The sequence below is a fragment of the Rhodococcus sp. FG69 genome (assembly GCF_057808915.1).
This window is the reverse complement of the sequence record NZ_JBMDIX010000016.1, coordinates 1-25,326: the sequence shown is the minus strand read 5'-3', so window position 1 is coordinate 25,326 and position 25,326 is coordinate 1. Positions and strand designations below refer to the sequence as shown.

Annotated in this window: 18 protein-coding genes; 13 read left to right on the top strand and 5 right to left on the bottom strand. The window is 62.2% G+C overall.

Annotation, left to right across the window (positions count from 1 at the left end):
• Window positions 1-24 precede the first annotated feature (24 nt).
• The 3 genes from ACODSO_RS14185 to ACODSO_RS14175 all read right to left on the bottom strand — a co-directional run bounded on the left by ACODSO_RS14185 (window position 25) and on the right by ACODSO_RS14175 (window position 4,092).
• On the bottom strand, window positions 25-1,491 hold the full coding sequence (locus ACODSO_RS14185; RefSeq protein WP_231912389.1) for an APC family permease: 1,467 nt from the start codon (window positions 1,489-1,491) through the stop codon (window positions 25-27).
• Entirely contained in the window at window positions 1,488-2,300 is an 813-nt protein-coding gene (locus ACODSO_RS14180) for a carbon-nitrogen hydrolase family protein (protein WP_068370702.1), read from the bottom strand. The genes ACODSO_RS14185 and ACODSO_RS14180 overlap by 4 nt, the downstream gene beginning before the upstream one ends.
• Window positions 2,301-2,466: 166 nt before the next feature.
• Complete coding sequence (locus ACODSO_RS14175) at window positions 2,467-4,092, bottom strand: PucR family transcriptional regulator (protein WP_489037433.1); 1,626 nt, start codon at window positions 4,090-4,092, stop codon at window positions 2,467-2,469.
• 153 nt (window positions 4,093-4,245) lie between these two features.
• Here ACODSO_RS14175 and ACODSO_RS14170 point away from each other — a divergent pair, with 153 nt between their 5' ends.
• The 3 genes from ACODSO_RS14170 to ACODSO_RS14160 all read left to right on the top strand — a co-directional run bounded on the left by ACODSO_RS14170 (window position 4,246) and on the right by ACODSO_RS14160 (window position 10,582).
• Window positions 4,246-5,751, top strand: a complete 1,506-nt coding sequence (locus ACODSO_RS14170; protein ID WP_489037486.1) for a CoA-acylating methylmalonate-semialdehyde dehydrogenase — start codon at window positions 4,246-4,248, stop codon at window positions 5,749-5,751.
• Window positions 5,752-5,766: 15 nt separating this feature from the next.
• Window positions 5,767-7,167 (top strand): aspartate aminotransferase family protein, encoded by a 1,401-nt coding sequence (locus ACODSO_RS14165; RefSeq protein ID WP_489037432.1) that lies wholly within the window; start codon window positions 5,767-5,769, stop codon window positions 7,165-7,167.
• Between the two features lie 118 nt (window positions 7,168-7,285).
• Window positions 7,286-10,582 (top strand): NAD-glutamate dehydrogenase domain-containing protein, encoded by a 3,297-nt coding sequence (locus tag ACODSO_RS14160; RefSeq protein WP_068377167.1) that lies wholly within the window; start codon window positions 7,286-7,288, stop codon window positions 10,580-10,582.
• Between the two features lie 21 nt (window positions 10,583-10,603).
• Here ACODSO_RS14160 and ACODSO_RS14155 read toward each other — a convergent pair whose 3' ends face one another.
• Window positions 10,604-11,881 (bottom strand): NAD(P)/FAD-dependent oxidoreductase, encoded by a 1,278-nt coding sequence (locus ACODSO_RS14155; protein WP_082897944.1) that lies wholly within the window; start codon window positions 11,879-11,881, stop codon window positions 10,604-10,606.
• Window positions 11,882-12,100: 219 nt separating this feature from the next.
• Complete coding sequence (locus ACODSO_RS14150; RefSeq protein WP_068377164.1) at window positions 12,101-12,697, bottom strand: TetR/AcrR family transcriptional regulator; 597 nt, start codon at window positions 12,695-12,697, stop codon at window positions 12,101-12,103.
• A 66-nt stretch (window positions 12,698-12,763) separates the two neighbouring features.
• On the opposite strand from ACODSO_RS14150, the gene ACODSO_RS14145 reads away from it, so the two are divergent.
• From ACODSO_RS14145 to ACODSO_RS14100, 10 genes are all read left to right on the top strand, one after another.
• Window positions 12,764-14,485, top strand: a complete 1,722-nt coding sequence (locus ACODSO_RS14145) for a cholesterol oxidase substrate-binding domain-containing protein (RefSeq protein WP_489037431.1) — start codon at window positions 12,764-12,766, stop codon at window positions 14,483-14,485.
• Window positions 14,482-15,654: an NADH:flavin oxidoreductase gene (locus ACODSO_RS14140; protein ID WP_489037430.1), complete on the top strand. Its 1,173-nt coding sequence runs from the start codon at window positions 14,482-14,484 to the stop codon at window positions 15,652-15,654. The genes ACODSO_RS14145 and ACODSO_RS14140 overlap by 4 nt, the downstream gene beginning before the upstream one ends.
• Window positions 15,651-16,394, top strand: a complete 744-nt coding sequence (locus tag ACODSO_RS14135) for a glucose 1-dehydrogenase (protein WP_068377158.1) — start codon at window positions 15,651-15,653, stop codon at window positions 16,392-16,394. Before ACODSO_RS14140 ends, ACODSO_RS14135 begins: the two co-directional genes overlap by 4 nt.
• 198 nt (window positions 16,395-16,592) lie before the next feature.
• Window positions 16,593-18,053, top strand: a complete 1,461-nt coding sequence (locus tag ACODSO_RS14130) for an aldehyde dehydrogenase family protein (RefSeq protein WP_068377157.1) — start codon at window positions 16,593-16,595, stop codon at window positions 18,051-18,053.
• Window positions 18,050-19,171: an NAD(P)-dependent alcohol dehydrogenase gene (locus tag ACODSO_RS14125; protein WP_489037429.1), complete on the top strand. Its 1,122-nt coding sequence runs from the start codon at window positions 18,050-18,052 to the stop codon at window positions 19,169-19,171. The genes ACODSO_RS14130 and ACODSO_RS14125 overlap by 4 nt, the downstream gene beginning before the upstream one ends.
• The gene (locus ACODSO_RS14120; RefSeq protein ID WP_489037428.1) at window positions 19,164-20,756 is read left to right on the top strand and encodes a class I adenylate-forming enzyme family protein; all 1,593 of its coding nucleotides are present in this window, start codon (window positions 19,164-19,166) and stop codon (window positions 20,754-20,756) included. The genes ACODSO_RS14125 and ACODSO_RS14120 overlap by 8 nt, the downstream gene beginning before the upstream one ends.
• A 34-nt stretch (window positions 20,757-20,790) precedes the next feature.
• Entirely contained in the window at window positions 20,791-22,356 is a 1,566-nt protein-coding gene (locus tag ACODSO_RS14115; protein ID WP_082897945.1) for a linalool dehydratase/isomerase domain-containing protein, read from the top strand.
• Entirely contained in the window at window positions 22,353-22,943 is a 591-nt protein-coding gene (locus ACODSO_RS14110) for an SCO family protein (RefSeq protein ID WP_197480861.1), read from the top strand. Before ACODSO_RS14115 ends, ACODSO_RS14110 begins: the two co-directional genes overlap by 4 nt.
• Window positions 22,927-23,481: a hypothetical protein gene (locus ACODSO_RS14105; RefSeq protein WP_068377145.1), complete on the top strand. Its 555-nt coding sequence runs from the start codon at window positions 22,927-22,929 to the stop codon at window positions 23,479-23,481. The genes ACODSO_RS14110 and ACODSO_RS14105 overlap by 17 nt, the downstream gene beginning before the upstream one ends.
• A gap of 55 nt (window positions 23,482-23,536) precedes the next feature.
• The gene (locus ACODSO_RS14100; RefSeq protein WP_489037427.1) at window positions 23,537-25,204 is read left to right on the top strand and encodes a sigma-54-dependent Fis family transcriptional regulator; all 1,668 of its coding nucleotides are present in this window, start codon (window positions 23,537-23,539) and stop codon (window positions 25,202-25,204) included.
• Window positions 25,205-25,326 lie beyond the last annotated feature (122 nt).

Below are 25,326 nucleotides of genomic sequence, written 5' to 3'. Positions count from 1 at the left end.
TGGAATTCCTTGTGAAGCGTCGATCTACAGTGTGTCGTTGCGTTCGGACAGATGCTTGGAACGACGGAGGACGAGGCCGGCCACGAACGCCACAACCGGCACCAGCGCCAGACCGACGCTGATCATGACCGACTGCCCGGTCACCAGGGTGAAGTTCGAGAGCACGAGACCAAGACTCCCCAGCAAGCCCAAGACCGCCAATGCAGGGAAAACGACAGTCGACACAACGCGCCCTCGCTGTGCGTCCGGGTTCTTTCGGAAGAACACCAGGACGGCAACCGAGGTCAACAGAAGCAGGATGACCATGCCGACTGTGGCCACCCCTGCCATGGATCCGAAGACCCCGACCAACGGTTCGAGTCCCACTGCTGCGAACGCGACGACGAAGAGCAATGCGGTGACGCTTTGCACGACGGACGACACATACGGTGAGTGCTGCGCATGATGGACGCGGCCAAGAGGCTCGGGCAGAACGCCCTTGCGCGCCAATGCGAACTGGTAGCGGGCGATCACATTGTGGAACGAGAGCACACACGCGATCAAGCTCGTGACCAGCAGCACCTGTATCAGGTCACGTACCACTGCTCCGACGTAGATGCCTGCGGTGTCGAGCAGCATGTTGTCGCCACTGTCGAGAGCGGCCCGAGCAACATCTGCCACCTGACTCGGCCCCCACGCCTCCACCAGCGCCCAGCACGAGATTGCGTAGAACACCCCGATGATGACGACAGCCAGGTAGGTGGCGCGGGGAATCGTTCGCTCGGGATCTCGTGCTTCGTCCCGGAACACTGCGGTTGCTTCGAAGCCGATGAATCCGGTGAGTGCGAACAACACCGCTATTCCTATAGGCCCGGAGGAAACAGCGTCCATTGTGAACGACGTCGCACCGATCCCTTCGGGTCCTCCCTGAACGACGATGGCCACGTCGAGGACGATTACCACGAGGATTTCGAGAACCAGCGCGACTCCCAGAATTTTCGAGCTGAGTTCGATATGGCGATAACCCAGTACGGCGACGAAGGCCAAGACCGCTACCGACCACACCCACCACGGTGCCGACGGGCCGCCGTAATGCTGAACCAGATCATCGATCGCCCAGCCCAGATAGCCGTAGATTCCGACTTGAATTGCCGTGTACGCCACTAGGGCGACGAAGGCTGCACTCAGCCCGAGACGGGCGCCTAGTCCTTTGGTGACGTAGGAAAAGAATGCCCCGGCCTCTGCCACGAAGGGCGTCATCGTAACGAACCCCACTGCGAACACCAGTAGCACCAGTGCGGCAATGACGAAGCCGACCGGGGCGCCGGCGCCGGGGCCGAGTCCGACCGCGATCGGAACGTTGCCGGCAATAACTGTCAGAGGCGCTGCAGCCGCGATCACCATGAACACGATGCTGGTCACGCCCAGCTGACCTTTCAGATGCCGGCGCGACGCAGAGGACGACCCCTGTTCGACGACAGGTGGCGTCGTATTGGATTCCGGTGCGTTCATGTGAGGTCCTCCGTGGATTCTGCGACCCGATGTGGATCGAGTGACGGGCGTAGGTCGGTCAGATAGGGATTGAGCTGCTGCGCCTCGCGGACTACGGCTGTATCGATTTCCGCAAATATCAGTCCGTTGCCGTCGACCAGGGAATCCAGGACGGTCGCGTCCGGCGCGACGATGCTGCTGCGGCCGACGTAGACCGTGTTCGATTCGACGCCGTCGTGGTTGATGTATGCGACGTAGATTTGGTTTTCCCAAGCCCTCGCCCGAATTATGGACTCGGCGACGAATTCGTAGGGCTGCATCTGTGCCGTGGGAACCGCGACGAGGTCGGCGCCGGCGAGCGCTGCCATCCGGACGCTTTCAGCGAATTCGACGTCGTAACAGATCATTACGCCGATTCGAACACCTTTGTAGTCGACAACGGTCGGTGCGTTGGCTCCAGCGGCGAAGTACTTCTTGTCGAGCTCGCCGAACAAGTGCGTCTTTCGGTGACAGCCCAGAATGTCACCCGTCGGTGCAACGAACACTGCGCTGTTGTACAGCGTTCCGTCGCGGTCCAGCTCCGGAAACCCTGCAAGTACCGCTATGCCGTGACGGGTGGCGATCCGAGCCACCGGTGACACGAGATCGCCTTGCGCAAGCTCTTTCACTCGATCACCGATGTCGTAACCGGTGATGAACAATTCCGGGGTGATCAGCAGCTCTGCACCCCGCGAGCTCGCGGCGAGCGCAGCCGCGTCGAGCTCAGCGAGATTGGCCTCGATGTCGGCCGGGGTACCCGCGGTCTGAAGGCCTGCGACGTGCAATTTCATAAGGCTACTTTCGAAAAAGTCCGGGGAGAGCAACTGACACGCCCGCTATCGGTGCGACGTGACCTCGCTAACATTGCTCCGGGACAGCGTCGTTGTCCACCGACGCACTGTAAGAAAGTCGACCGCAAGATTTACACATCGCATAGATCATGCGATGCCAGGGCGACTAGCGATTCAGGCCGACGGGCGGTACGTCGAGAACGAGCATTGCAGCGTGCAGCGACGTCCGCGACTCGGCATCCTCCAGATCGACGGCGAGGATCCGCTGAATCGACGCCAACTTGGCGTACAGCGTCGGCCGCGACAGGTGCATCTTCCGAGCCAGAACCGTCTTGTTCCCCGCGGTATCGAGGAATTGTCGCAACACCTCGAACAAGTCGTCACCGTGGCGTGCTCGGTGGTCGAGCAACCCACGCAGCTCCGACTCGGCGAACGCCTGCACACGCGGATCGTCGCGAAGGGCCGCCAACAGACCACGCAACCTGATGTCCGTCGCTCGGTAGTAGCTTCTGCCGCTCGGCGCCATAGACAGGGCGACACTCGCGACATGAGCGGAGTCGGTCAACCCGACAGCCGCGTCGATGACCCGGACGGAAGCGGCTCCGGCTCCGATCGCGCACTTGGTGACGCCGTCGAGACGAAGAATCGTCGACTCGATTGCAGCGCACGCGCTCTGGAGGGCGTCGTCGATCTGCTGTTGTTTCGACGGCGCGAGAATGAGGTCGATCTCCCCGGGTCTTCGGCTCGCGGTGAGCGCAGTATTTCGCGTAGATGCCACCGCATGTCGGATGGCATCGCTCATGGCGACCTGCTGACGCTGGGCCTGGACTTGATCGTTGTTGGGCGCCGCGACCGCGACGCGCACGGTGAGCGGTACGTACAGCAAGGACTGATACAGGCCGAGTGCACGGGCACGGGTCGTCGCCTCGGCTTCGTCGTGGATACGACCGCGTCTCAGCTCGTCGATCAAACCGCTTTGGGCTTGCTGCTCGAACGCTGTCCTGTCCTGTTCGACCATCCTGTGCAGTGCCAGAGCTTGCGCCGCTCGTTCGAGCGCCATGATCATCCGGGCCTTCGGCGTCGCCGCGGCCATCGGCACGATCAAGCGACCCCATTCGCCCCGGTACTGACCCACCTGCGAAATCAGCCAGTCCTCCGGGCCGGCAACAGTGGTCACTGCGCCCGACGGCGCCAGCCTCGAACGACGTTCCCAGTCCGCGAGCAGCGTCGACGCGGGCGTACCCATCGCCGCGAAGGCCAGCACCTGCTTGTTGAGACCCTCCAACACGACGGGGACGCCGAGCAGATCGGCAACCGCGTCCGTGATGTCGCTCAGCGTTGCGCGGTTCATGCTCAGCGCGGTGAACACCTCGTGGACGTGCCGGGCAAATGCGGCTTCCTCGTATTGTTCGGCGACGATCGATCGGTGGACGTGTTCGGTGACCTCGACGAACTTGATGGGTCGGTGCAGCACAATCAGCGTGAAACCGAGTGCATCGGCCAATTCGGCCATATCGTCCGGTAACGAGCTCAGACGCGCATTGAGTTCGACGATCAAGCCGATGGCCCCAGCCGCAGCCAGGCCTCGCAGGTATCGGTGGGACAGGCTCGGGTCGGTCAGCGGTTGGCCTGTGGTGAGTACGAGCTCGCCGCCCTGCAGCAATTCCGATAGATCGAACACGTCCGACACGTGCACCCACCGGACGAGGCTGTCCAGCGGTCCGCCGAGCACCTGAGGATCACCCGCCTGCAGGACCGGGAGCGCCAGTATTTCCGCCAGGCTGGGTTGCACCTACATATCGTAAAGCAACAGGCTCAAACCCTTACGCATTGCGGCAGAAATGTTCGGGGCACGAACCGCAGGCTTAGGGGGTCGTTCGAACGCGGCGGCCGTCAGCCGCCAGCCGTAACTTGTAAGGACCTACAGCCAATGCCACAGAGCACCATGACACAGAGCACCACGCGATCGATCTCGCATTGGATCGACAACAAGGAGTTTGCCGGCACCTCCGGCAAGACCTCCCCCGTCACCAACCCCGCTACCGGCGAAGTGACCGGACAACTGGCGCTGGCCAACTCGGGCGACGCGAAAGCCGTCATCGACGCCGCCGCAGCAGCGTTCCCGATGTGGCGCGACACCTCGCTCGCCAAGCGCACTCAAATTCTCTTCAACTTCCGCGAACTGCTGAACAAGAAGAAGGGCGAGCTGGCGGAGATCATCACCGCCGAACACGGCAAAGTCCTCTCCGACGCCCTCGGCGAGATCAGCCGCGGCCAGGAAGTCGTCGAATTCGCCTGCGGCATACCCCACCTGCTCAAAGGCGGCTACACCGAAAATGCCTCGACAGGCGTCGACGTGTTTTCCATCCGGCAACCCCTCGGACCCGTCGCCATCATCTCCCCCTTCAACTTCCCGGCCATGGTCCCCATGTGGTTCTTCCCCGTTGCCATCGCGACCGGCAACACCGTCGTACTCAAACCATCGGAAAAGGACCCCACCGCCAGCATCTGGCTCGCCGAACTATGGGAAGAAGCCGGACTCCCCCCTGGCGTCTTCAACGTCCTGCAAGGCGACAAACTCGCCGTCGACGAACTGCTCGAGAACAACAAGATCAAGGCCATTTCTTTCGTCGGCTCCACCCCCATCGCGCAATACGTCTACTCCACCGGAACGGCACACGGCAAACGCGTGCAGGCCCTCGGCGGCGCGAAGAACCACGCCATCGTCCTACCCGACGCCGACCTCGACCTCGCCGCCGACGCAATGGTCAACGCCGGCTTCGGCAGCGCAGGCGAACGCTGCATGGCCATCTCCGCCCTCGTCGCCGTCGGCGACATCGCCGACACCCTCGTCGCCAAGATCACCGAACGCACCACACCACTGGTCACCGGCGACGGCACCACCGGCTCCGACATGGGACCACTGGTCACCAAAGCCCACCGCGACAAGGTCGCCTCCTACGTCGACGCCGGTGAGAAAGACGGCGCCACCATCGTCGTCGACGGCCGCGGTGTCACAGCAGACGGCGAAGCAGATGGTTTCTGGCTCGGACCGACGCTGATCGACAACGTCACCACCGACATGAGCATCTACACCGACGAGATCTTCGGACCTGTCCTGTCCGTCGTACGGGTCGACACCTACGACCAAGCCCTCCAACTGATCAACGACAACCCCTACGGCAACGGCACCGCCATCTTCACCAACGACGGCGGCGCAGCACGCAGGTTCCAGAACGAAGTCGAAGTAGGCATGGTCGGCATAAACGTCCCGATTCCAGTTCCCATGGCGTACTACAGCTTCGGCGGCTGGAAGAACTCCCTCTTCGGCGACACCCACGCCCACGGCACCGAAGGCGTCCACTTCTTCACCCGCGGTAAAGCCGTCACCAGCCGCTGGCTCGACCCCAGCCACGGCGGTATCAACCTCGGCTTCCCCGAAAACAGCTGACGGAAGGACGAGACCATGACAATGACCTCGGAGACAATGACCTCGCACTCAGTATTGCCGCGCGGGTTGAATCTCGACGCGGAATTGGAGCGGGGCCGCAGGGCCTACGAACTCGACCGCAGCCATGTCTTCCACTCCTGGTCCGCGCAGGGGCTGATCGACCCGATGACCATCGTGGCGTCGGAAGGATCCTACGTCTGGGACGGCACCGGCACACGCTTGCTCGATTTCTCCAGCCAGTTGGTCAATACCAATGTCGGACACCAGCATCCGCGCATTGTCGAAGCAATTCGCGAGCAGGCCGCGAAGCTGTGTACCGTCGCACCGCAATACGTCAACGATGCACGATCCGAGGCGGCCCGCCTGATCGCCGAACGCACCCCTGGTGATCTCGACAAGATCTTCTTCACCAACGGCGGCGCGGATGCGAACGAACATGCTGTCCGTATGGCCCGTCTGCACACCGGACGGTACAAGGTGCTTGCCCGCTACCGCTCGTACCACGGCGGCACGGACACCGCTATCAACCTCACGGGCGATCCTCGGCGCTGGCCCAACGACTACGGCAACAGCGGGGTCGTCCACTTCGCCGGGCCGTTCCTCTACCGGTCGCAGTTCCATGCCACGACCGAGGAGCAGGAGTGCCAACGCGCACTCGAATCACTCGAGCGCACGGTCCAGCTCGAGGGGCCGACCTCGATCGCGACGATCGTCCTCGAATCGGTTCCGGGGACAGCAGGAATCATGGTTCCCCCCGCCGGATACATGCAGGGTGTAAGGGAAATCTGCGATCGATACGGCATCGTTTTCATCGCCGACGAAGTGATGGCAGGGTTCGGCCGAACCGGTCGATGGTTCGCCATCGATCACTTCGGAGTCACACCTGACCTCATCACCTTCGCCAAGGGTGTGAACTCCGGCTACGTCCCTCTCGGCGGTGTTGCCATCAGCGAGAAGATCGCAGGCACCTTCTCCGAGCGGGCATACCCCGGTGGCCTCACCTACTCGGGACACCCACTGGCGACCGCAGCGGCCGTGGCAACGATCAATGCAATGACCGACGAGAAGATCGTCGAGAACGCCGCACGGATCGGAGCCGATGTTCTGGGCCCAGGCTTGCGAGACCTCGCAGCGAAGCATCCATCGGTCGGCGAGGTACGAGGCCTCGGAGTGTTCTGGGCAATCGAACTGGTCACCGATCGGACGACGCGAGAGCCGTTGGCACCCTACGGCACCAGCAGTCCGGCAATGGGCGAGGTCATTGCGGCATGCAAGCAGCACGGCATTCTCCCGTTCGCCAACTTCAATCGGATCCACGCCGTGCCTCCGTGCACGGTCAGCGACACCGAGGTAGCCGAAGGCCTCGCAGCTCTCGATGGCGCACTCGACGTAGCGGATTCACACATCGTGTCCTGACCGAAATCGGTCAGGACGACGATTCGTCCCGCGGTCGACGATGCCCGCGGGGCGAATCCGTTCCACCGATTCTCGCCCCACCCACCCAGCACGCGTTCGGATCTCAATGGAGAGACCAATGAAGACGACCACCCATGCCGCAGCCACAACACTCGACGACTACGTCGAAATCCCCGACGAACAGCCGAAGGTCAACACGTCCAGGGTCATCGCGCTGGGTGAGAACTCCGTCGAGATCGACGTCGATGCCTCGAGTGCGAGCGCACCGAAGATCACGTTCTACAGCAGCGACGGTCCAGTCTCCTTGGAACGCGTCTTGCAATTGGTGGACAGCTTCGATCTGAGCATCACCGACCAGCGAACCGTGACGCTGGCCCGCCGCGACGGGCTGATCTGCTTCGTCCACCAATTCAGCACTTCCGCGCGAATCATCGACGGCGACAACGTACATGATCATATCGAGTCCAGGCTGGCCGATGCCGTCCGCGCGATGTGGGCGGGCTGGACCGAGCTGGACCGATTCGCAGTGCTGGTGCTGACCGCCGGGCTCGATTGGCGCGATGTGTTCGTCCTGCGTGCATACGGACGCTATCTCAAGCAGACCAATCTGCCGCACAGCCTCTACCGGATTCAAGCCATCCTCCTCGATAACCCGGCGACCGCCCGCGCTCTCATCGACCTCTTCCATGCGCAGTTCGATCCCACCTCGACCAGGGACCCGGAACGCCGTCGTCGGCTCGTCGAAGATTGCCTCGCCCGAGTCGATTCGCTGCTCGATCTCATTCGAAATCTGGATGCCGACAAAGTCATTCGCGCATACCGGGGACTGATCACAGCCACCGTGCGGACGAACTTCCACCGTGACGGCGGCCTTGGTCTGCAGCGACGCCACCTGTCGTTCAAGCTCGTCCCCGCGTTGATCGACGAGCTCCCGCAACCGCGACCACTGCACGAAATCTACGTCTGCTCCCCCGATGTCGAAGGAGTTCACCTCCGATTCGGATCGGTGGCCAGAGGAGGGCTTCGCTGGTCCGATCGGCTCGACGACTTCCGCACAGAAATACTCGGGTTGGCCAAAGCGCAGTCTGTGAAGAACGCAGTCATCGTGCCGGCTGGAGCAAAAGGCGGGTTCGTCGTCCGCAATCCCCCTCCCTCCACAGGAGATCGCGCAGCGGATCGACAGCTGCTACTCGACGAAGCCCGCCGCTGCTACCGGCAGTTCATCGCCGGTCTGCTCGACGTCACCGACAACCTCGATTCGCAGCGCACAGTCATCCACCCACCGTCGGTGATCTGCCGTGACGGCGACGACCCGTACCTCGTTGTCGCAGCGGACAAAGGGACGGCGACGTTCTCCGATCTCGCGAACCAGGTAGCGAGCGACTACCACTTCTGGCTCGATGACGCGTTCGCGTCGGGCGGTTCTGTCGGCTACGACCACAAGAAGATGGGGATCACCGCCGCGGGAGCCTGGGTCAGCGCAACCCGGCACCTCGCCGAAAACGGCATCGACGCACAGCGCGACCGCTTCACCGTCGCGGCGATCGGGGACATGAGCGGAGACGTGTTCGGCAACGGAATGCTGTCCAGCACAACGCTTGCACTCGTCGCCGCTTTCGACCACCGCCACATCTTCATCGATCCGAATCCCGACACCGCTGCCTCCTACCTCGAACGTCGACGTCTGTTCGAGCTCCCGAACTCATCGTGGAACGACTACGACGAACACCTGATCAGCCCCGGCGGTGGGGTCTTCTCACGCGAGACGAAGTCGATTCCGATCTCACCTCAGATGAGGGACGCACTCGACATCGCCGACGACGTAATGAGTCTCGATCCGAACGAGCTCATCCGCGCGGTGTTGAAGGCACCGGTCGACCTGCTGTTCAACGGTGGCGTCGGAACGTACGTCAAAGCGCACAGCGAGTCGGACTCGCATGCCGGCGACAAAGCCAACGACGGAGTCCGCGTCGATGCCGACGAGTTGCGGTGCGGCGCCGTCGTAGAGGGCGGAAACCTCGGCGTCACCGCACGTGGACGCGTCGAGTTCGCGCGGGCGGGCGGGAAGATCAACTCCGATGCGATGGACAACTCGGCCGGGGTCGACTGCTCGGATCACGAAGTCAACATCAAAGTGCTGCTCGATACGGTGGCACCCGAAGACCGGTTGTCCGCTGCCGACCGCGCCCACCTGCTGGCGTCCTTCACCGATCAGGTCGGCGAATTGGTTCTCGAGAACAACCGCGCACAGAACCGAGTGCTCGGCGACGCGCGTTCGACATCGGCCCGTCATGCCGAGATCCACGCGCGAATGATCGCCGATCTCGAAACACGCCGCGGTCTCGATCGCGAACTCGAGACGCTTCCGACCGCCCGCGAGTTCGAGCAGCTCGTCGCCCGAGGCGAGGGCCTGACGTCTCCGCAGTTGGCCACCCTGCTGGCCCACGCCAAGACGGATCTTTCGGACGCACTCGCCAGCGCCCAGGTACTCGACGATCCGCACTTGGTCGACCGGCTGGACAACTACTTCCCCACAGGATTGCGCGACAACAGCAATATCGCGCAGCACCCCCTCCGCAGCGAGATCCTCTCGACGACCCTGGTGAACGAGATCTTCGCGGTCGGTGGATTGACCTTCTGCTTTCGGCTGCGCGAGGACACCGGCGCAACGGACGAGGACGTGCTGCGGGCTTACCTGGTGGCAAACGAGGTCTTCGGAGTGTCGACGCTGGTGGACGACATCGTCGATGCCCATCTGGCCCCGGACGCCGAGTATCGACTTGTGGTGGAGAGCAGGCGGCTTCTCGATCGCGGTGCTCGGTGGTTTCTCGCGCACGCTCGACAACCACTCGACATCGATACCGAGATCAGCCGCTTCGGTCCGGCGGTTCGCTCCCTGAGCGACTCGGTCCACGAATTCCTGCGGGGCGAGGAGGCACGCAGGATGCAAGAACTGCACGACGACTTCACCGCAATCGGAGCCGGTCACTCGATTGCGCGAGGCGTTGCGGTCGCCCTCTACAAGTTCAGCCTGCTCGACATCGTGGAAGTAGCCGACGAATGCATCGTCGACGTCTCGGTGATTGCCCGAGTTTACTTCGCTCTGTCGGACCGACTTCGCGTCGATCGATGGCTCGTGGCGGTATCGGCGCTGGAGCCGGTCGACAACTGGCACACGCTCGCGCGCATGACGTTACGTGAGGACCTGTATCAGTCACTTCGCTTGCTCGTCCACGGCATCGCTCGGCACGGATTGAGCGAAGACCCGGACGAGTCGATCGACATTTGGGCCCGCGCGAACCGATCTCTTGTCGACCGTGCCAACCGCCAACTGAACGAACTCGATGATGCGCGCTCGCACAGCGTTGCATCCCTCGTTGTGGCAGCTCGGCAACTGAGAGGAATGACCGGCTAGCTCGTCGGCCTCCGCGATTGTCTAGCGTACAGCAGACAACTGTCGTTCCAGCCAGTCCGCGGTCAGCTGATCCTTGTCGACGGGGTTTCCGTTGGCGATGATGGCGCGGACCTGTCGGATGTCCTTGGGGAATCCGATCCCTATGGCTCCCACGAGCAGGTCGCCGCGCACTGCACAGACCGTGAACCGGCGATCCTCGATGGAACCGCGGACCAGGACGTAGTCGTCGTCCGCATTGGTCCACCCTGCGAACTGCAGGTTGACCCCATGCTGGTTGGACCAACCCCACGGCACATCGAGATCGCCGACCTCCGCGCCGAGCATCGAGCGTGCAGCCCTCGTCGCCTGGTCGACAGCGCCGTTCCAGTGCTCGCTTCGGTAAGTGCCGCCGAGTAGGCGATTGGGAACCTCGGCAACGTCGCCGGCTGCATAGATGTTCGGCGCTGACGTCCTCATGTTCGCGTCCACCAGGACCCCGGAACGGGTGGCGAGACCGAATTCAACGGCTAGTTCGGTATTCGGCACCGAACCGACCGCCAACAGAACCGTTCCGGCAGACCAGGTGCGGCCGTCCTGCGCCGTGACAAGGGCGGTGCCGTCGTCTTGCCTCTCGATCTGGGAGACGGCAACATCGGTATGAATGGTGATGCCGTTGTCTGCGTGCATATCGACGTACATGCGCGAGATCGATTCAGGGGCAATCCTGTTCAGGGGCGCCTTCGCTGCTTCCAGAACCGTGACCTCGGCGCCGAGGGTGCGAGCGGTCGCGGCGGCTTCGCACCCGATCAGCCCGCCGCCGATCACCAGCAGCGAACCGGTGCGCGCGATGTCCTTGCGCAGCGGTTCCACATCTGCGGCCGTGCGGAGAGTGAAGACCGAACCGGAGCCGAGATCGTCGAGTTGCCGTGCGCGCGAACCTGTCGCCAGAAGCAAGGCGTCGTAGGAGATCGGATCGCCGTTGTCGACGATGACTGAATCATCGGAGATCGACACTGCGGTGACACCGGGGTAGACGTCCACATCGACGACAGGCTCCCCCAGCAGTACCTGCTCCACCGACTTGCTCCCTGCCAAGAGCTCCTTGGACACTGCCGGTCGCCGGTAGGTTGCCGACCGGTCGCTACCGATCATCGAAATGCATCCGGTGAATCCCTCGGCGCGCAGAACTTTGGCCGCTGTGTACCCAGCCGCACCATCGCCGACGATCGCTATCGAACGTGGTGTCGAAACACTCAGGTCACGCTCGCGCCACGACTCGACAGACGCCTGCACCCTGGGTTCGACATCCGATGTCGTCATCGCCACTCCTCTGTAAGTCCGATCACTGCGACATGGACAATACACGTATTTTGTAAGAAGAATAGACAAATTAGTGAATTTGTAACCCGAAGCTGAGCGAGCAAACCTCGCTACCGAGTTTCGACGGCGGGCCGGGCGAGTGTGTGCGACGTGTCGATGCAGTAGCCGCCGGTCCGGCCGAGTTCCGCCCAGATGGGCACCGAGAGTGCCGCGAACGCCTCAGCTGTCGTCGGCCGCCTTCACCAGCATCTCACCGATCCGCCTGTGCACTTCATCCGTATCATCCTCTGTTGCAACGACACTAAGGAAGAGCGATGCACCGGCCGCCAGCGCGATCAATGCGCGCGCATCGAGCTGTGCGTCCGCTGGGTCTCGGGATGATCCCGCCGAGAACAGTTCGGCCGGCGGGCCACTGAAGCTCTGCCACAGCTGACTCCGCAGGCCCTCGTTGCGGGTGAATGTGCTGAGCAACCCCGGAACGGCAGCACGAACTTCGGGCATCGCGAAAATCTCGCGACTTCCCGACGCAACCCACCGCACCCACCCATCTGTATCGGCGCCTTCGAAGGGCGCGAGATCAGGGGTGGAACCGAGAATTGCGTGGAGCACCAGTTCCGCTTTCGACGACCACCGTCTGTCGATCGTGCTGCGGCCGACTCCCGCACGCGCGGCGATCCCGCGCAAGCTCAGCTCGTCCCAGCCGAGCTCCACCAGCAACTCTCGGGTAGCACCGAGCACCCTGTCGTCGATGCTGGCGTCGCGTGGCCGACCCGGCTTCGCTGCGTCGGCGCGGTCGGGTTTCGTCGATTCAGTCACTCTGCTCGCCCGTTCCCCCTATTGTGATGCCACTGGCATCGAAATCCTGGGCATGGGAGACAGTGCATGGTCGAACAGAACACACCCGCGGCACTGTCACGCCGCCGCTTCTTCGGTGCGGCAGCGGCCTTTGCGGTTTCCGCAACCGTGTCGTCCGCGTGGACTCCAGCAGCGGCTGTGCCCGCTGATGACGCCCCGCTCCGAGTTCCGCACGAGTTCCCGCCCGGCATCGATCTCTACCAACAGAGCTACGAGAACTGGTCCAAAGAAATTCAGTTCGACAGCGTCTGGACGTGCGCACCGCGCGACGAACAACAGGTGGTGAACCTGGCCAACTGGGCTGCGGGGCACGGGTACACCCTACGTGCACGCGGGTCGATGCACGGGTGGAGTCCGCTGACCGTTGTACCCGGCCACCCCGTCGAGACGGTGATCCTCTTGGATACCACCAGACATCTGACCGGCGTGAGCGTCGACCCAGCTGGAACTCCGGCCACCGTGACCGCGCAGGGCGGCGCAAGCCTGATGACCATCCTGACCGCCCTCGAAGCCGTCGGACTCGGCTGGGCAAGCATCCCCGCCATCGGCGACATCACCATCGGTGGTGCTCTCGCGATCGACGCACACGGCGCCACCGCCCCGGCTAACGGTCAGACCGCGACGCCGGGACTGAGCTTCGGATCTGTGAGCAACCTCGTCACCGCGCTCACTGCCGTCGTCTGGGACGAGTCCTCCGGCGAATACACCGGCCGAACCTTCGCGCGATCCGACCCGGGCATCCTTCCGCTTCTCACCCATCTCGGACGAACGTTCATCACCTCCGTGACGCTTCAGGCAGGCGCCGACCGGCGTGTGCGGTGTCAGAGCATCCTCGACATCGGGTGGCGAGAACTGTTCGCACCCGCTGCTGCGCCGGGGCGGACCTTCGAAAGGTTGCTCGCCGCGTCGGGAAGCGTCGAAGCGATCTGGTTCCCGTTCACCGACACACCGTGGGTCAAGGTGTGGACCGACGAACCGCAGCGCCCGATCGGCTCGAGGGAAGTCGCCGGCCCCTACAACTACGCCTTCTCCGACATGCTTCCCGAGCCATTCACCGACGGACTCGGTTCCGTTGCACCGCTTCTCGGGGCGGCCACGCCAGCCTTCTCCGCGTCGCAGTTGGGTGCCGTCACGGCAGGGCTCGCACTCACCGGTACCGCCGATATCTGGGGCACGTCGAAGAACGTCCGGTTCTACCTGCGGGCAGACACGCTGCGTGTCACCGCGGGCGGTGGTGTCGTGCTCGCCCGTCGCTCCGACGTCGGCACGATCATCAACGACATGACGACCTGGCTCTTCGAACGCCTTCGGCACTACAGCTCGCTTGGCCGATATCCGGTCAACGGCCCGTTCGAGGTACGACTGTGCGGTCTGGACGACGTCGTCGATGTCGACAGCGCCGGGCCGCCGTCCTTGTCTGCACTATCCCCGGTGGTCGAGCACCCGGAATGGGACACTGCGATTTGGATGAACGTCGTCTCCATCCCTGGCACACCGGGAATGTACGCATTCTTCCGCGAAATGGAACAGTGGATGCATCAACACTATTCGGGGTCACGCTGGACGATACGGCCGGAGTATTCCAAGGGCTGGGCATTCACGGAAGACCGCTCGCATGCCGATGGGCAATTTCTGACCGATACTCTCCCCTCCCGCTACAGCGAGTGGGACACTGCATCCGAGACGCTCGATGCCTACGACCCACACCGCATCTTCCGAAACCCGTTCCTCGACAGAGTGATGCCATGAAGATCTTCGAACCCGCAGCCATCGGCCCGGTCTCGCTGCGCAATCGCGTCGTCAAGGCAGCCACATTCGAGGGGCGGACGCCGGACGCGCTCGTCACCGAGGAGCTGATCGACTTCCACCGCGGGTTCGCCGCAGGCGGCGTCGGCATGACCACTGTCGCCTACTGCGCATCCTCGCCCGAGGGCAGAACCGATCGCCACCAGATGTGGATGCGTGAGGAAGCAATGCCGGGACTCGTGCGTCTGACCGACGCCGTGCACTCCGAAGGTGCGGCAATTTCAGCCCAGATCGGGCATGCGGGACCCGTCGCGAATTCGAAATCCAACCGCGCCACCGCCCTCGCGCCGACGTGGCAGATCAGCCCGTTGAGCCTTCGTTTGACGAGGTCTGCCACGAAGTCCGACATCGATCGCATCGTCGCCGATCACGCGAGGGCCGCCCGGATCGCTGTCACAGCAGGGTTCGATGCGGTCGAATTGCATTTCGGCCACAACTATTTCGTCAGTGCATTTCTCAGCCCGGCCCTGAATCGGCGATCCGACCAATTCGGTGGAAGCCTCGACAATCGGGCTCGCGTCGCGCGCGCCGTGGCGTCGGCCGTTCGAGTGGAGGTCGGTTCCGAGATCGCGGTGACGGCGAAGCTCAACATGGACGACGGTGTGCCCGGTGGGTTCTGGCTCGACGAGAGCCTGGCGGTCGCGCAGTGGCTCGAGGCCGACGGTTCGCTCGATGCTCTCGAACTCACCGCGGGCAGTTCGCTGAAGAATCCGATGTATCTTTTCCGTGGAGATGCACCACTGCGCGATTTCGCAGCGTCGTTCCCGCAGCCGCAACGCGCCGGAATTCGCCTGGTCGGCAGCAAGTTTCTGCGGAGTTACCCGTACCGCGAGGCGTATCTCCTCGATCAGGCTCGACAGTTCCGCAGCGTGGTGAAACTTCCGCTGATATTGCTGGGCGGCATCTCTACACGGGCGACGATGGACCTGGCGATGGCCGAGGGATTCGAATTCGTCGCCATGGCGCGCGCACTCCTTCGCGAACCCGATCTGATCAACCGAATGCAGAACGACGAGCGCTCCACCTCCCTGTGCATTCACTGCAACCGATGCATGCCGACGATCTACAGCGGCACTCGGTGCGTGCTGGCCCACGAAGGAGACCGAAGATGAATCGATTGAGCGGACGAGTTGCGCTCGTCAGCGGCGCCGCGCGCGGTATGGGACTGAGCCACTGCCGCGCCATGGTGGCCGAGGGCGCGCAGGTAGTGCTGGGCGACATTCTCGACGACGAAGGACGCGCTGCGGCCGAGTCGCTGGGCGACGCCGCACGGTATGTCCACCTCGATGTGACGTCCCCGGAAAGTTGGGAAGAAACGGTACGGTTGACCACCGAAACATTCGGGCCTCCAACGGTACTCGTGAACAACGCGGGGATTGTCAACGGCAATCTCATCACAGCGTTCGAACCAGACGAGTGGCGCCGGATCGTGGACATCAACTTGACCGGAACGTTTCTCGGCATCCGCGCGTGCGCTCAGACGATGATCGACGCCGGTGGCGGCTCCATCGTCAACATCTCCTCGGTCGAAGGGTTCAGGGGAAGCCCCGGTCTGCACGGCTACACCGCCACGAAATTCGCCGTTCGCGGACTCACCAAATCGGTCGCATTGGAACTCGCTCCGCACAAGATCCGCGTGAACTCGGTCCACCCCGGGTTCGTCAGGACCCCCATGACCGATGGCATCCCCGAGGACTTCCTGCAGATCCCGCTGGGCCGCGGAGCCGACGCGTCCGAGGTGGCTGCGATGGTCGTCTTCCTCGCCAGCGACGAATCCTCCTACTCCACCGGCTCCGAGTTCATCGTCGACGGCGGCCTGATGGCGGGGGTTCCGCATCGGACGTTCGAGTAGCTGGCGGACAGATTCCACAACCTGGGCCTTGCTCGCTCGGTCGTTCGCTGGTCTCGTCGAGTTCCTCTCCCTTCACACAGAACCTCACTTTTGCCTTCGATGTTGTTCCGATCCCGAACACTCGAACTGGCGTCGCCTGACCGACTATGAGTGAGGTCACATCGGAGTCGGTGTGACGCACATCGAAGGAGAAATTCAATGAGCGTTGAATCCGCGCAGCGAGCGCTAGTCGATACCGAGTTCGTCATGACCATCGATGGCCGTGCTGCTACCACGAGCGCCACCGCTCCAGTCTTCAATCCTGCAACGAAAGAGGTCGTGGCTAGCGTTCCCGTTGCCGGCCGTGACGACCTCGACCGTGCCGTCTCCGCGGCACAGGAGGCGTTCGTCGGATGGTCGAACACTCCCCTGACGGAGCGACAAGCCGCGGTATCAGCGATCGGCGATCTTCTCGAAGCACGCGCCGAGGAATTCATGGCACTGCTCACTACCGAGCAGGGCAAGCCGCGGCCGATGGCCGAGTGGGAAGTCCTCGGGTCCGTTGCCTGGTTTCGTGAGATCGCACAGCAGTCGCTGCCCGAAGAGGTTCTGGAAGACGGGCCCGACCGCAAGGTCATCACTCGCCACACGCCGCTCGGAGTCGTCGGTGCGATCGTTCCATGGAACTTCCCAATCCTGCTGATGGTGTGGAAAATTGCGCCAGCTCTGGTCGCCGGCGACACGATGATCGTCAAGCCGTCCCCATTCACGCCCCTGTGCGACCTGAAGCTGATCGAACTCGTGCAGGAAGTCCTGCCGCCTGGCGTATTGAGTGCACTCAGCGGGGACGACGAGCTGGGCAAATGGATCACCTCCCACCCAGGTATTTCCAAGATCGCGTTCACCGGCAGCACCGACACAGGCCGGCACGTCATGCGTTCAGCCGCCGAAACACTCAAGCGAGTCACTCTCGAGCTCGGCGGCAACGACCCGGCCATCGTGCTTCCCGACGTCGACCCGAAGAAGGTTGCATCGCAAATCTTCTGGGCTGCATTCCAGAACAATGCCCAGTTCTGCAACGCCGCAAAACGAATCTATATCCACGACGACGTTTACGAGGCCGTCCGCGATGAGCTTGTCGAGTTCGCGAAGACTGTGACGGTCGGAAACGGCGCGGACTCGTCGACCGATCTCGGCCCGATTCAGAACGAACCGCAGTACCACAAGGTGCAGGAGTACTTCGACGACTGCGCGGCGCAGGGTTACACCTTCGCACTCGGCGGACACATCGATACGGACCAAGACGGTTGGTTCGTGCCGGTCACGTTGGTGGACAACCCGCCTGAGAACTCGCGCTTGGTTGTCGAGGAGCCGTTCGGACCGATACTTCCGCTACTGCGTTGGTCGGACGAGGACGATGTCATTCGGCGCGCGAACGACACGATCTGGGGGCTCGGCGCCACAGTGTGGGGTGCTGACCTCGAAGCAATCGAACGAATCGGCAAGCAGCTCGAGGCCGGAACGGTATGGCTGAACGAGGTGCATCAGTATTCGCCGCATCAGGTTTTCGGCGGCCACAAGCAATCCGGAATCGGCGCGGAGAACTCGCTACACGGCCTCGCCGAATACACCAACCACCAGACCATCACCATCAACAAGACCTCAGGCGCGGTGTCATGAAAATCCAAGCGGCGGTACTCAACAAAGCAAATGCACCACTCGACTTCGAAGAACTCGACACAACGGATCTCCGACCCGGAGAAATCATCGTCAAACTCGCGGGCACCGGAGTGTGCCATACTGATCTGGGCTTGATCGCAGCGCCCGGCGAAGGCCAGACCCCGATCGTCCTAGGACACGAAGGCGCCGGCACAGTCGTCGAAATCGGCAGCGGCGTCGAGACCGTCGCGGTCGGAGACAGTGTCGTTCTGTCGTATGCGCATTGCGGCCGTTGCGACAACTGCACGTCCGGCGTTCCACAGCATTGCAGGGATTTCATTCCACTCAACCTGGTCGGCGCACGCGTCGATGGTTCTACCCCGCTGCGTCGGGGCGACGATCCGGTGCTGGGCGCGTGGTTCGGTCAGTCCTCCTGGGCTGACCATGCAGTGGTCGCCGCGCACAATGCCGTCAAAGTCGACGACGACCTCCCGCTCGAGCTACTGGGGCCACTGGGGTGCGGAATTCAGACTGGTGCAGGAGCTGTCCTGAACACTCTGCAGCCCGAAGCCGGATCGTCGATCGCGATCTTCGGTTGCGGGTCGGTCGGCATGGCCGCCCTGCTCGGCGCAGTCGTAGCGGAATGTTCGACCATCATCGCAGTCGACATCAACGACGCACGCCTGGCCAAAGCGTCCGAGCTGGGGGCGACTCACACGATCAACTCCGCTGATGTCGATGCAGCTGAATCCATTCGGGAGATTACGGGCGGTCTGGGCGCTCGGTACTCAGTGGACTGCATCGGTTTTCCCGCGGTTGTCCGAAGCGCCCTCGAGTGTCTGCAGACGCCGGGCGTGTGCGCCACCGTCGGGTTTCAGGGAATTCCTAACGAGATAGTCATCGACCAAGGTCTGCTTCTCTTCGGGAAATCATTGGTGGGTGTCATCGAGGGTGATGCCATTCCGTCCGAGTTCATTCCCCTGATGATCAGCTTGTACAAGCAAGGTCGTTTTCCGTTCGACAAGCTGATCGAGACGTTCCCGTTCGCCCAGATCAACGATGCAATCGACGCCGCACATCATGGGACAGTGGCCAAGGCAGTGGTGGTCTTCGGCGACGAGCGCCACACCGATGTCTGAGTTGAATCTCCGGCCGCAGGTAGGTCCCGGAGAAATACTCCCGTACGCGGCCGCCAGGTTTCCCGACAAGGTGGGGCTGGTGGTGGGTTCGCGCCGATTGACATACCGAGAGCTCGATTCGTACGCCCGCAATGTTGCAACGTCGCTGTGCAAGTTGGGGATCGGTGAGGGCGACGTCGTATCGCTGTACGGTCAGAACAGTTGGCAATGGATAGTCAGTTACCACGGTGCACTTCGCGCCGGTGCCATCGTGAACCCAGTGAACGTGATGCTCACCGGTCCCGAGTTGGAATTCGTCTTGAACGATTGTCGATCCAAAGCGCTGCTGGCCGGAGCGCAGCAGGCTGAGGTCGCGGCAAATGCCGCGCAGCGAACCGGCTCGGTCGAGTTGGTCGTCACGTTCGGTGACCAACCACTATCGGGTGCAAGGACATTCGAATCCCTATTGTCGGACGGTGCCGACCAAGACTTGTCGGCCACCGATTGGGCGGGCACAGAAGCCCTCTGTTCCATCGGGTACACCTCCGGGACCACCGGCCACCCCAAGGGCGCCATGCAATCGCAGCAGGCAGTTCTGCTCAATTGCGCGTACACGGCCACAATGCACGGCCGCACTGCGGATGATGTAGTGGTGACAGCACTGCCCGCACCACACGTGTACGGCAATGTCGCGATCAATTCGGCGTTTCTCGCAGGCGGGACCGTGGTGCTCATGGAACGCTTCGACGCTGGGTCGGCGCTGCGCCTCATCGAAGCGGAACAGGCCACCATCTTCGAGGGCGTCCCGGCAATGTATTCGATGATGATCGCAGATGCGGCGTACGACACCGCAGACTTGTCCAGCTTGCGAATTTCGACAGTCGGAGGACAAACGTTTCCGCCTAGCCTGCTCGAACGATGGGAGAACCGGACGAAGAAGCCTCTTCTCGAGCTGTGGGGAATGACAGAAGTAGCAGGTTTGGGAGCAACACATACACCGTTCGCGCCCAGCAGTCCGGGATCGATCGGGATCGCCCTGCCAGGCACCGAACTTCGTGTACGCGCCCTAGACGGAGAGGGCGAGGCACAGGTCGGTGAACCGGGCGAGCTCATGGTTCGAGGCCCTCTGGTGATGCTCGGCTACTACGGCAATCCGGATGCCACCGCCGAAGCGCTGCAATCCGACGGTTGGCTTCGAACCGGAGACATTGCGACGTGCGACAGTACCGGTCACTTCTTTGTGGTCGACAGAATGAAGGACATGCTGGTGACCGCGGGGTACAACGTGTATCCCGCGGAAATCGAACGGGTTGTCGGCGGACATCCCGATGTTGCGATGGTCGCCGTCGGGCGTCGTGCAGACGACGTTCGCGGTGAAATCGCTGTGGCCTACGTAGTCGCACGACCCGGAACCGATCCGACAGCAGAATCGATCTTGGAATTCTGCCGTGCAGGTCTCGCCGCGTACAAACGACCGCGCGATGTCATCTTCGTGCCGGACCTACCCAAAACCTCATCCGGAAAGCTGATGCGTCGCAAGCTGGCCGACTTGGAACTCCCTCGTCGCGGAGGTGCAGACCGCCTCCATCCCAGTCCTGCTGGCTGACGTCTTTACACCCGCCACCTCTTGGAAGGCAGACATGACAACTACCGAAGCGCGATCGAGCCAACAGCACGATGTGCTGACCGACGAACAACTTGGCCACCTCCGTCACATCGACAACTTGTCACGGCAGCTGCCGAATGATTGGTCGATGATGCAAGGCAAGGATGGTAGCCAAGATGACTTTGGCGGCTATCGATTTCAACTTTCATATATGACATACGCGATGGCGCTGGCGCACCGACATCGACTCCCGAACGCGCCTGGAGTCTTCAAACCTGTCTTCGAGCGGATGATCGAAAAAATGCTGTTGCCCGAAGTGTGGATGTACTGGCGGAACACCAGCAGAGGCGGAGCAATTCTGAATGCGCATCTGTCCCAGGGGTATTCCGAGGAGTGGAACCCTGTCGTCAAGGACAACATCATGTACAGCGCCTACGTGCAGTCCATGTCACTCATGTACGACTATCTGTTCGACGACGCGCGCTACTCCGCCCCGGGTGCTCTCTCTTTCGATCACTGGTCCTTCTTCTGGGGTGGCGAGGGCCACCGCTTCGAGTACGACCAGAACTCGCTGAACGAGCACATCTATTGGCAGATGGTAGAGAGCGGCTACATCGGCGTCGCCTGCGAACCGAACTGTGTATTCCAGATCTGTAACCAGCCAGCGATCCTCGGCTTTCGAATGCACGATCTACTGACCGGTGGAAACACTGCAGAAGAAGTAACGAGAAGCTACGACAAAGTCTGGAGTGAACTCGGTCGCCTCGACGCCTCCGGTCACTACACCATGATGCTGGTGGAAGATGCCAAGATCGTTGTCCCAGCCGCTGAGCCGACGCCGTGGGTCGACGCGTGGGCCGGCTCATTGATGAACATGTGGAAGCGGGATTTCGTTCACGCTCGATATCCGGAGCAGATCCAGGATCTGTTGGTGCGCGGCACCGACGGTGCGTTGAGCGTCCGTCCTTCCGCCCCGTTGTCGGCGATGGGACGGGTTGGCAATTACGATTCCGGCGACTTCGGGTGGACGACGGTGTGGGCATCCGAAATGGGTGACCAGGAGACCCTGCGCGGACTTCTCACACACGCGGATCGGTATATGAACCCGACCTGGAAGGACGGCGGACTGTATTACCCGCGCAACGACACGCCTACCGACGCCGATGGAAACTCGACCGTCGTCGAGCCGATCACCGGCAACGCCTTGCTCGCGTACGCACGGCTGAACGTTCCCGACGGGCTGTGGGCGCTGTACAACGAACCCTGGGATGCGTCACACCATACCGAACCTTCGCTTGTCGAGGTATCGGGTGACGTCGCCGTCAGCCAAGCTCGCTTCGATCGCGAATCGAACTGTCTGAACTTCCGTGTTCAGCGACACGGCGATCGACAAGGCGATGGCCGCGTGATGATCTCGAATGTTCCCGACGACACGACATGGACAATGCGAGAGAACGGAACGGCAATAGCATCCGGCGGGTCCACCAGCAGCGCACGCACCTCGGCTTCGATTCGTGTCGTGGGCAACGACGAGGGCCTGTCATTTCAGCTTCCGGTCGGAGGGCCGCTCACGTTGCAACTGGAACTAGGTGCGTCGTGACTACTGCGACCGTCGGCGACGACATGCCTACAGGCCAGCCGTACGTCACCGGCGAGTTTCATCTGACCGACCACGACGGTGAGGACGTCAGCGACGCGACCTATCTCGGCCAGTGGGTGATCGTCTTCTTCGGCTTCACGCACTGCAAGATGGTGTGCCCCCGCGCACTCGCGCGTCTGTCCGCCGTCATCGAGAGAATCGGGCCTGCCGCCGAACAAATCCAGCCGCTGTACATCACGGTCGATCCCGATCGCGACACACCAGAGGTGATGAAGAGCTTCCTGGAGATCGACTACCCCCGCTTCACAGGCCTGTCGGGCAGCGAAAGCCAAGTCGAGGACGCGAAACGATCCTTCCGGGTGTTCTCGACCAAGGTCGCGGACCCGGATGACCCCGATAGCTACCAAACACCGCACTCTGCTTTCACTTTCGTTCTCGGTCCCGACGGACGGTATCGAGCTCATTTCACCGATGCGGTCGACGAAGACGAGATGGTCGAGAGACTCGAGGCGCTGCTGGCTTCGGGAAGGCAGGGGGCAGACATCCGAGATTCGTTCTCGAAAGAACAATGTGAACGATCCCCATAGTGGAGTCCTGTCTTACGGCATCGTCCTTGCTGGCATGGGTGGAGCTTTGCTCCCCCTTGCCGGGTCGGTGCGTTGTCGCCCTCGGGTCGCTCTCGGCCACATAGCGATGGCCATCGCTATGGCGGGGATGCTGGTTCCGGGAGATGCGTACGTGTGGGGATGTTGGGTGGGAGGAATTGCCCTCGTCGGGATGTCTGTCTGGGTTACCGACGAATGTGCCGAACCCACGCACGATTTGAGGTGCGCGCTGGACCTCGTGGCAATGGGATTGCTCATGCTGTTCGTTGTGCCTTCGCATTCGACTCCAAACGGTGTGGCGACGCACCAGGTAGCGCCTTCTCCGCGTGTGCATCAACACATGGCCGAGTTCGTCCCCGGGGCATCGTCGTGGCTGGGGCCTTCGATGCTTGCCCTGTGGGGAGCAATCGTGGTGGCGCTGGTAGTTGCACCTCGGCGGGGAAAAACGCGTCACGGACATGCCATGGCGTTCACATCTACGGCAGTGATGATTGCGGCGATGGTGCCGATGGCCGCATGATTGAACGGTGACTTGGCCCACAGTGCGGGTCGACGTGACGGCAGGAGGATACGAAGTGACCGCAACTGGTCGCGACACAAGCGAAGCTCTGCACAGACGTCCAGAGATCGAACTTGCATGGCACCGCGCTGCCATGAGCGGCCTGGACCCGGGAATGGACGTCCGTGAAAGGACCATCGCGGATGTCGACACGCGAAGCAGCCTGACGTTGGCCGCTGGGCCGGTCCTGGACAAGATGGTCGACGATCTCGCCGATACTCGATTTTCGATACTCCTGGCCGACCGGACGTCGAGGATTGTCGATCGGCGAGTCGGAGACCGGACTGTCGGTCAAGCTCTCGACCGTGTTCTCGCAGTCCCGGGCTTCCAGTACCTGGAAGAAGTAAGCGGAACGAATTCGCTCGCTACCGCATTCGAGCTCCGAAAGCCGATTGCTGTCACAGGAGATGAACACTTTCTCGAAGCCCTGAAGCTCTTCGCCTGCTATGGCGCTCCGATCATCCATCCGATCACGCACAGGATCGAAGGCGTCATCGATGTCTCCGGTCCGGTCTCCGACGCAACGACGCTTCTGGGCCCGTTCCTGATGCGTGCGACACGCGACATCGAGCAGCGCCTCCTGGAGGGATCACGAATAGCCGAAAAGCAACTACTGGCCGAGTTCCAGTCCCATTCGAACAAGGTGCGGCACGCCGTGGTGGCGCTCGGTGAGAACCTCGTGCTTGCCAATACTGCCGCGGCCGACCTGGTGAGAGGAGTCGACCATGTTGCGTTGCGAGCGATTGCATCCGAGTTGACGACAAGGTCGGACTACGAAGGATCTCTCGTCCTCGCTTCCGGTCTGCCCGTCGCGGTCCGCGCGAGTTCGGTCGCGGGGAGCAACGGCGGTGTCCTGTTCGAGATCACCGAAAAAAGCGCCCCTCAGCCGGAACGACTTACCGCGGGTTTCCGAGCGACTCCGACAACCGCGTCTGCTGCAGCGGCCCCGCCGCTCTCTCGCGTAGTTCTGGTGACAGGCGAGCCGGGAACGGGCAAGACAACAACGGCGCTCAAGATTGCAGGAGAAGCAAGAGCATCGTTCGACAGTTTCGACTCCATCGGCACCAAGACGCAGTGGTTCGCCGACGTTCGATCGGCTCTGTCACATCCCGAAGCCTCCGTAGTGATCGACAATATCGACGCGTTGGAGATCAAGTTGGTACGACAGCTTTCAGCGGTAGTGTCAGAGAGCGCCTGTTCCGTGGTGCTCACGAGCATTCCGATTGCCGAGCTGAGCAACCCCCACCGCGCTCTGGCATCCCAGGCGTTGACCCGCCGCGAACTTCAACCGCTCCGTTCGTACCCGCACAAGCTGGTGTCGATCGTGAAGTCGGTCGTCTCGGAAGTCGCCCCCGGTTCTGCGATCGAATTTGCACCGTCGGTGTTTCGATCTCTTGCGCAACACGATTGGCCCGGCAACCTTCGTGAATTGCGCGCAGTGATCGACTTCGCGGTGCGAGGCCGTGATAGCGGTGTGGTCACGGAGTTGGATCTGCCGCAGGTCATTCGACCGCAACCACGAGCCGGCCGTGCGCTCACGTTGATGGAAGCGGCCGAGCGCGACGCCATCGTTGCCGCGCTCCGCGCATCGCGAGGGAACAAGACCATCGCGGCCGACGCTCTCGGGATCGGGCGGACGACCTTGTACTCACGCATACAGCGCTACAAGATAGTCGGGCCGTGACACGGACTTACTCGTCGAACGGGCGCTGTACCTCCATCCACCCCTGCGGTGGCGCAGGACAGTCGGTGTGGTTGGGTCCCCAGGTAGAAGTCCAGTGTCTGTGTGAGTTTCGTGTCCGAGAA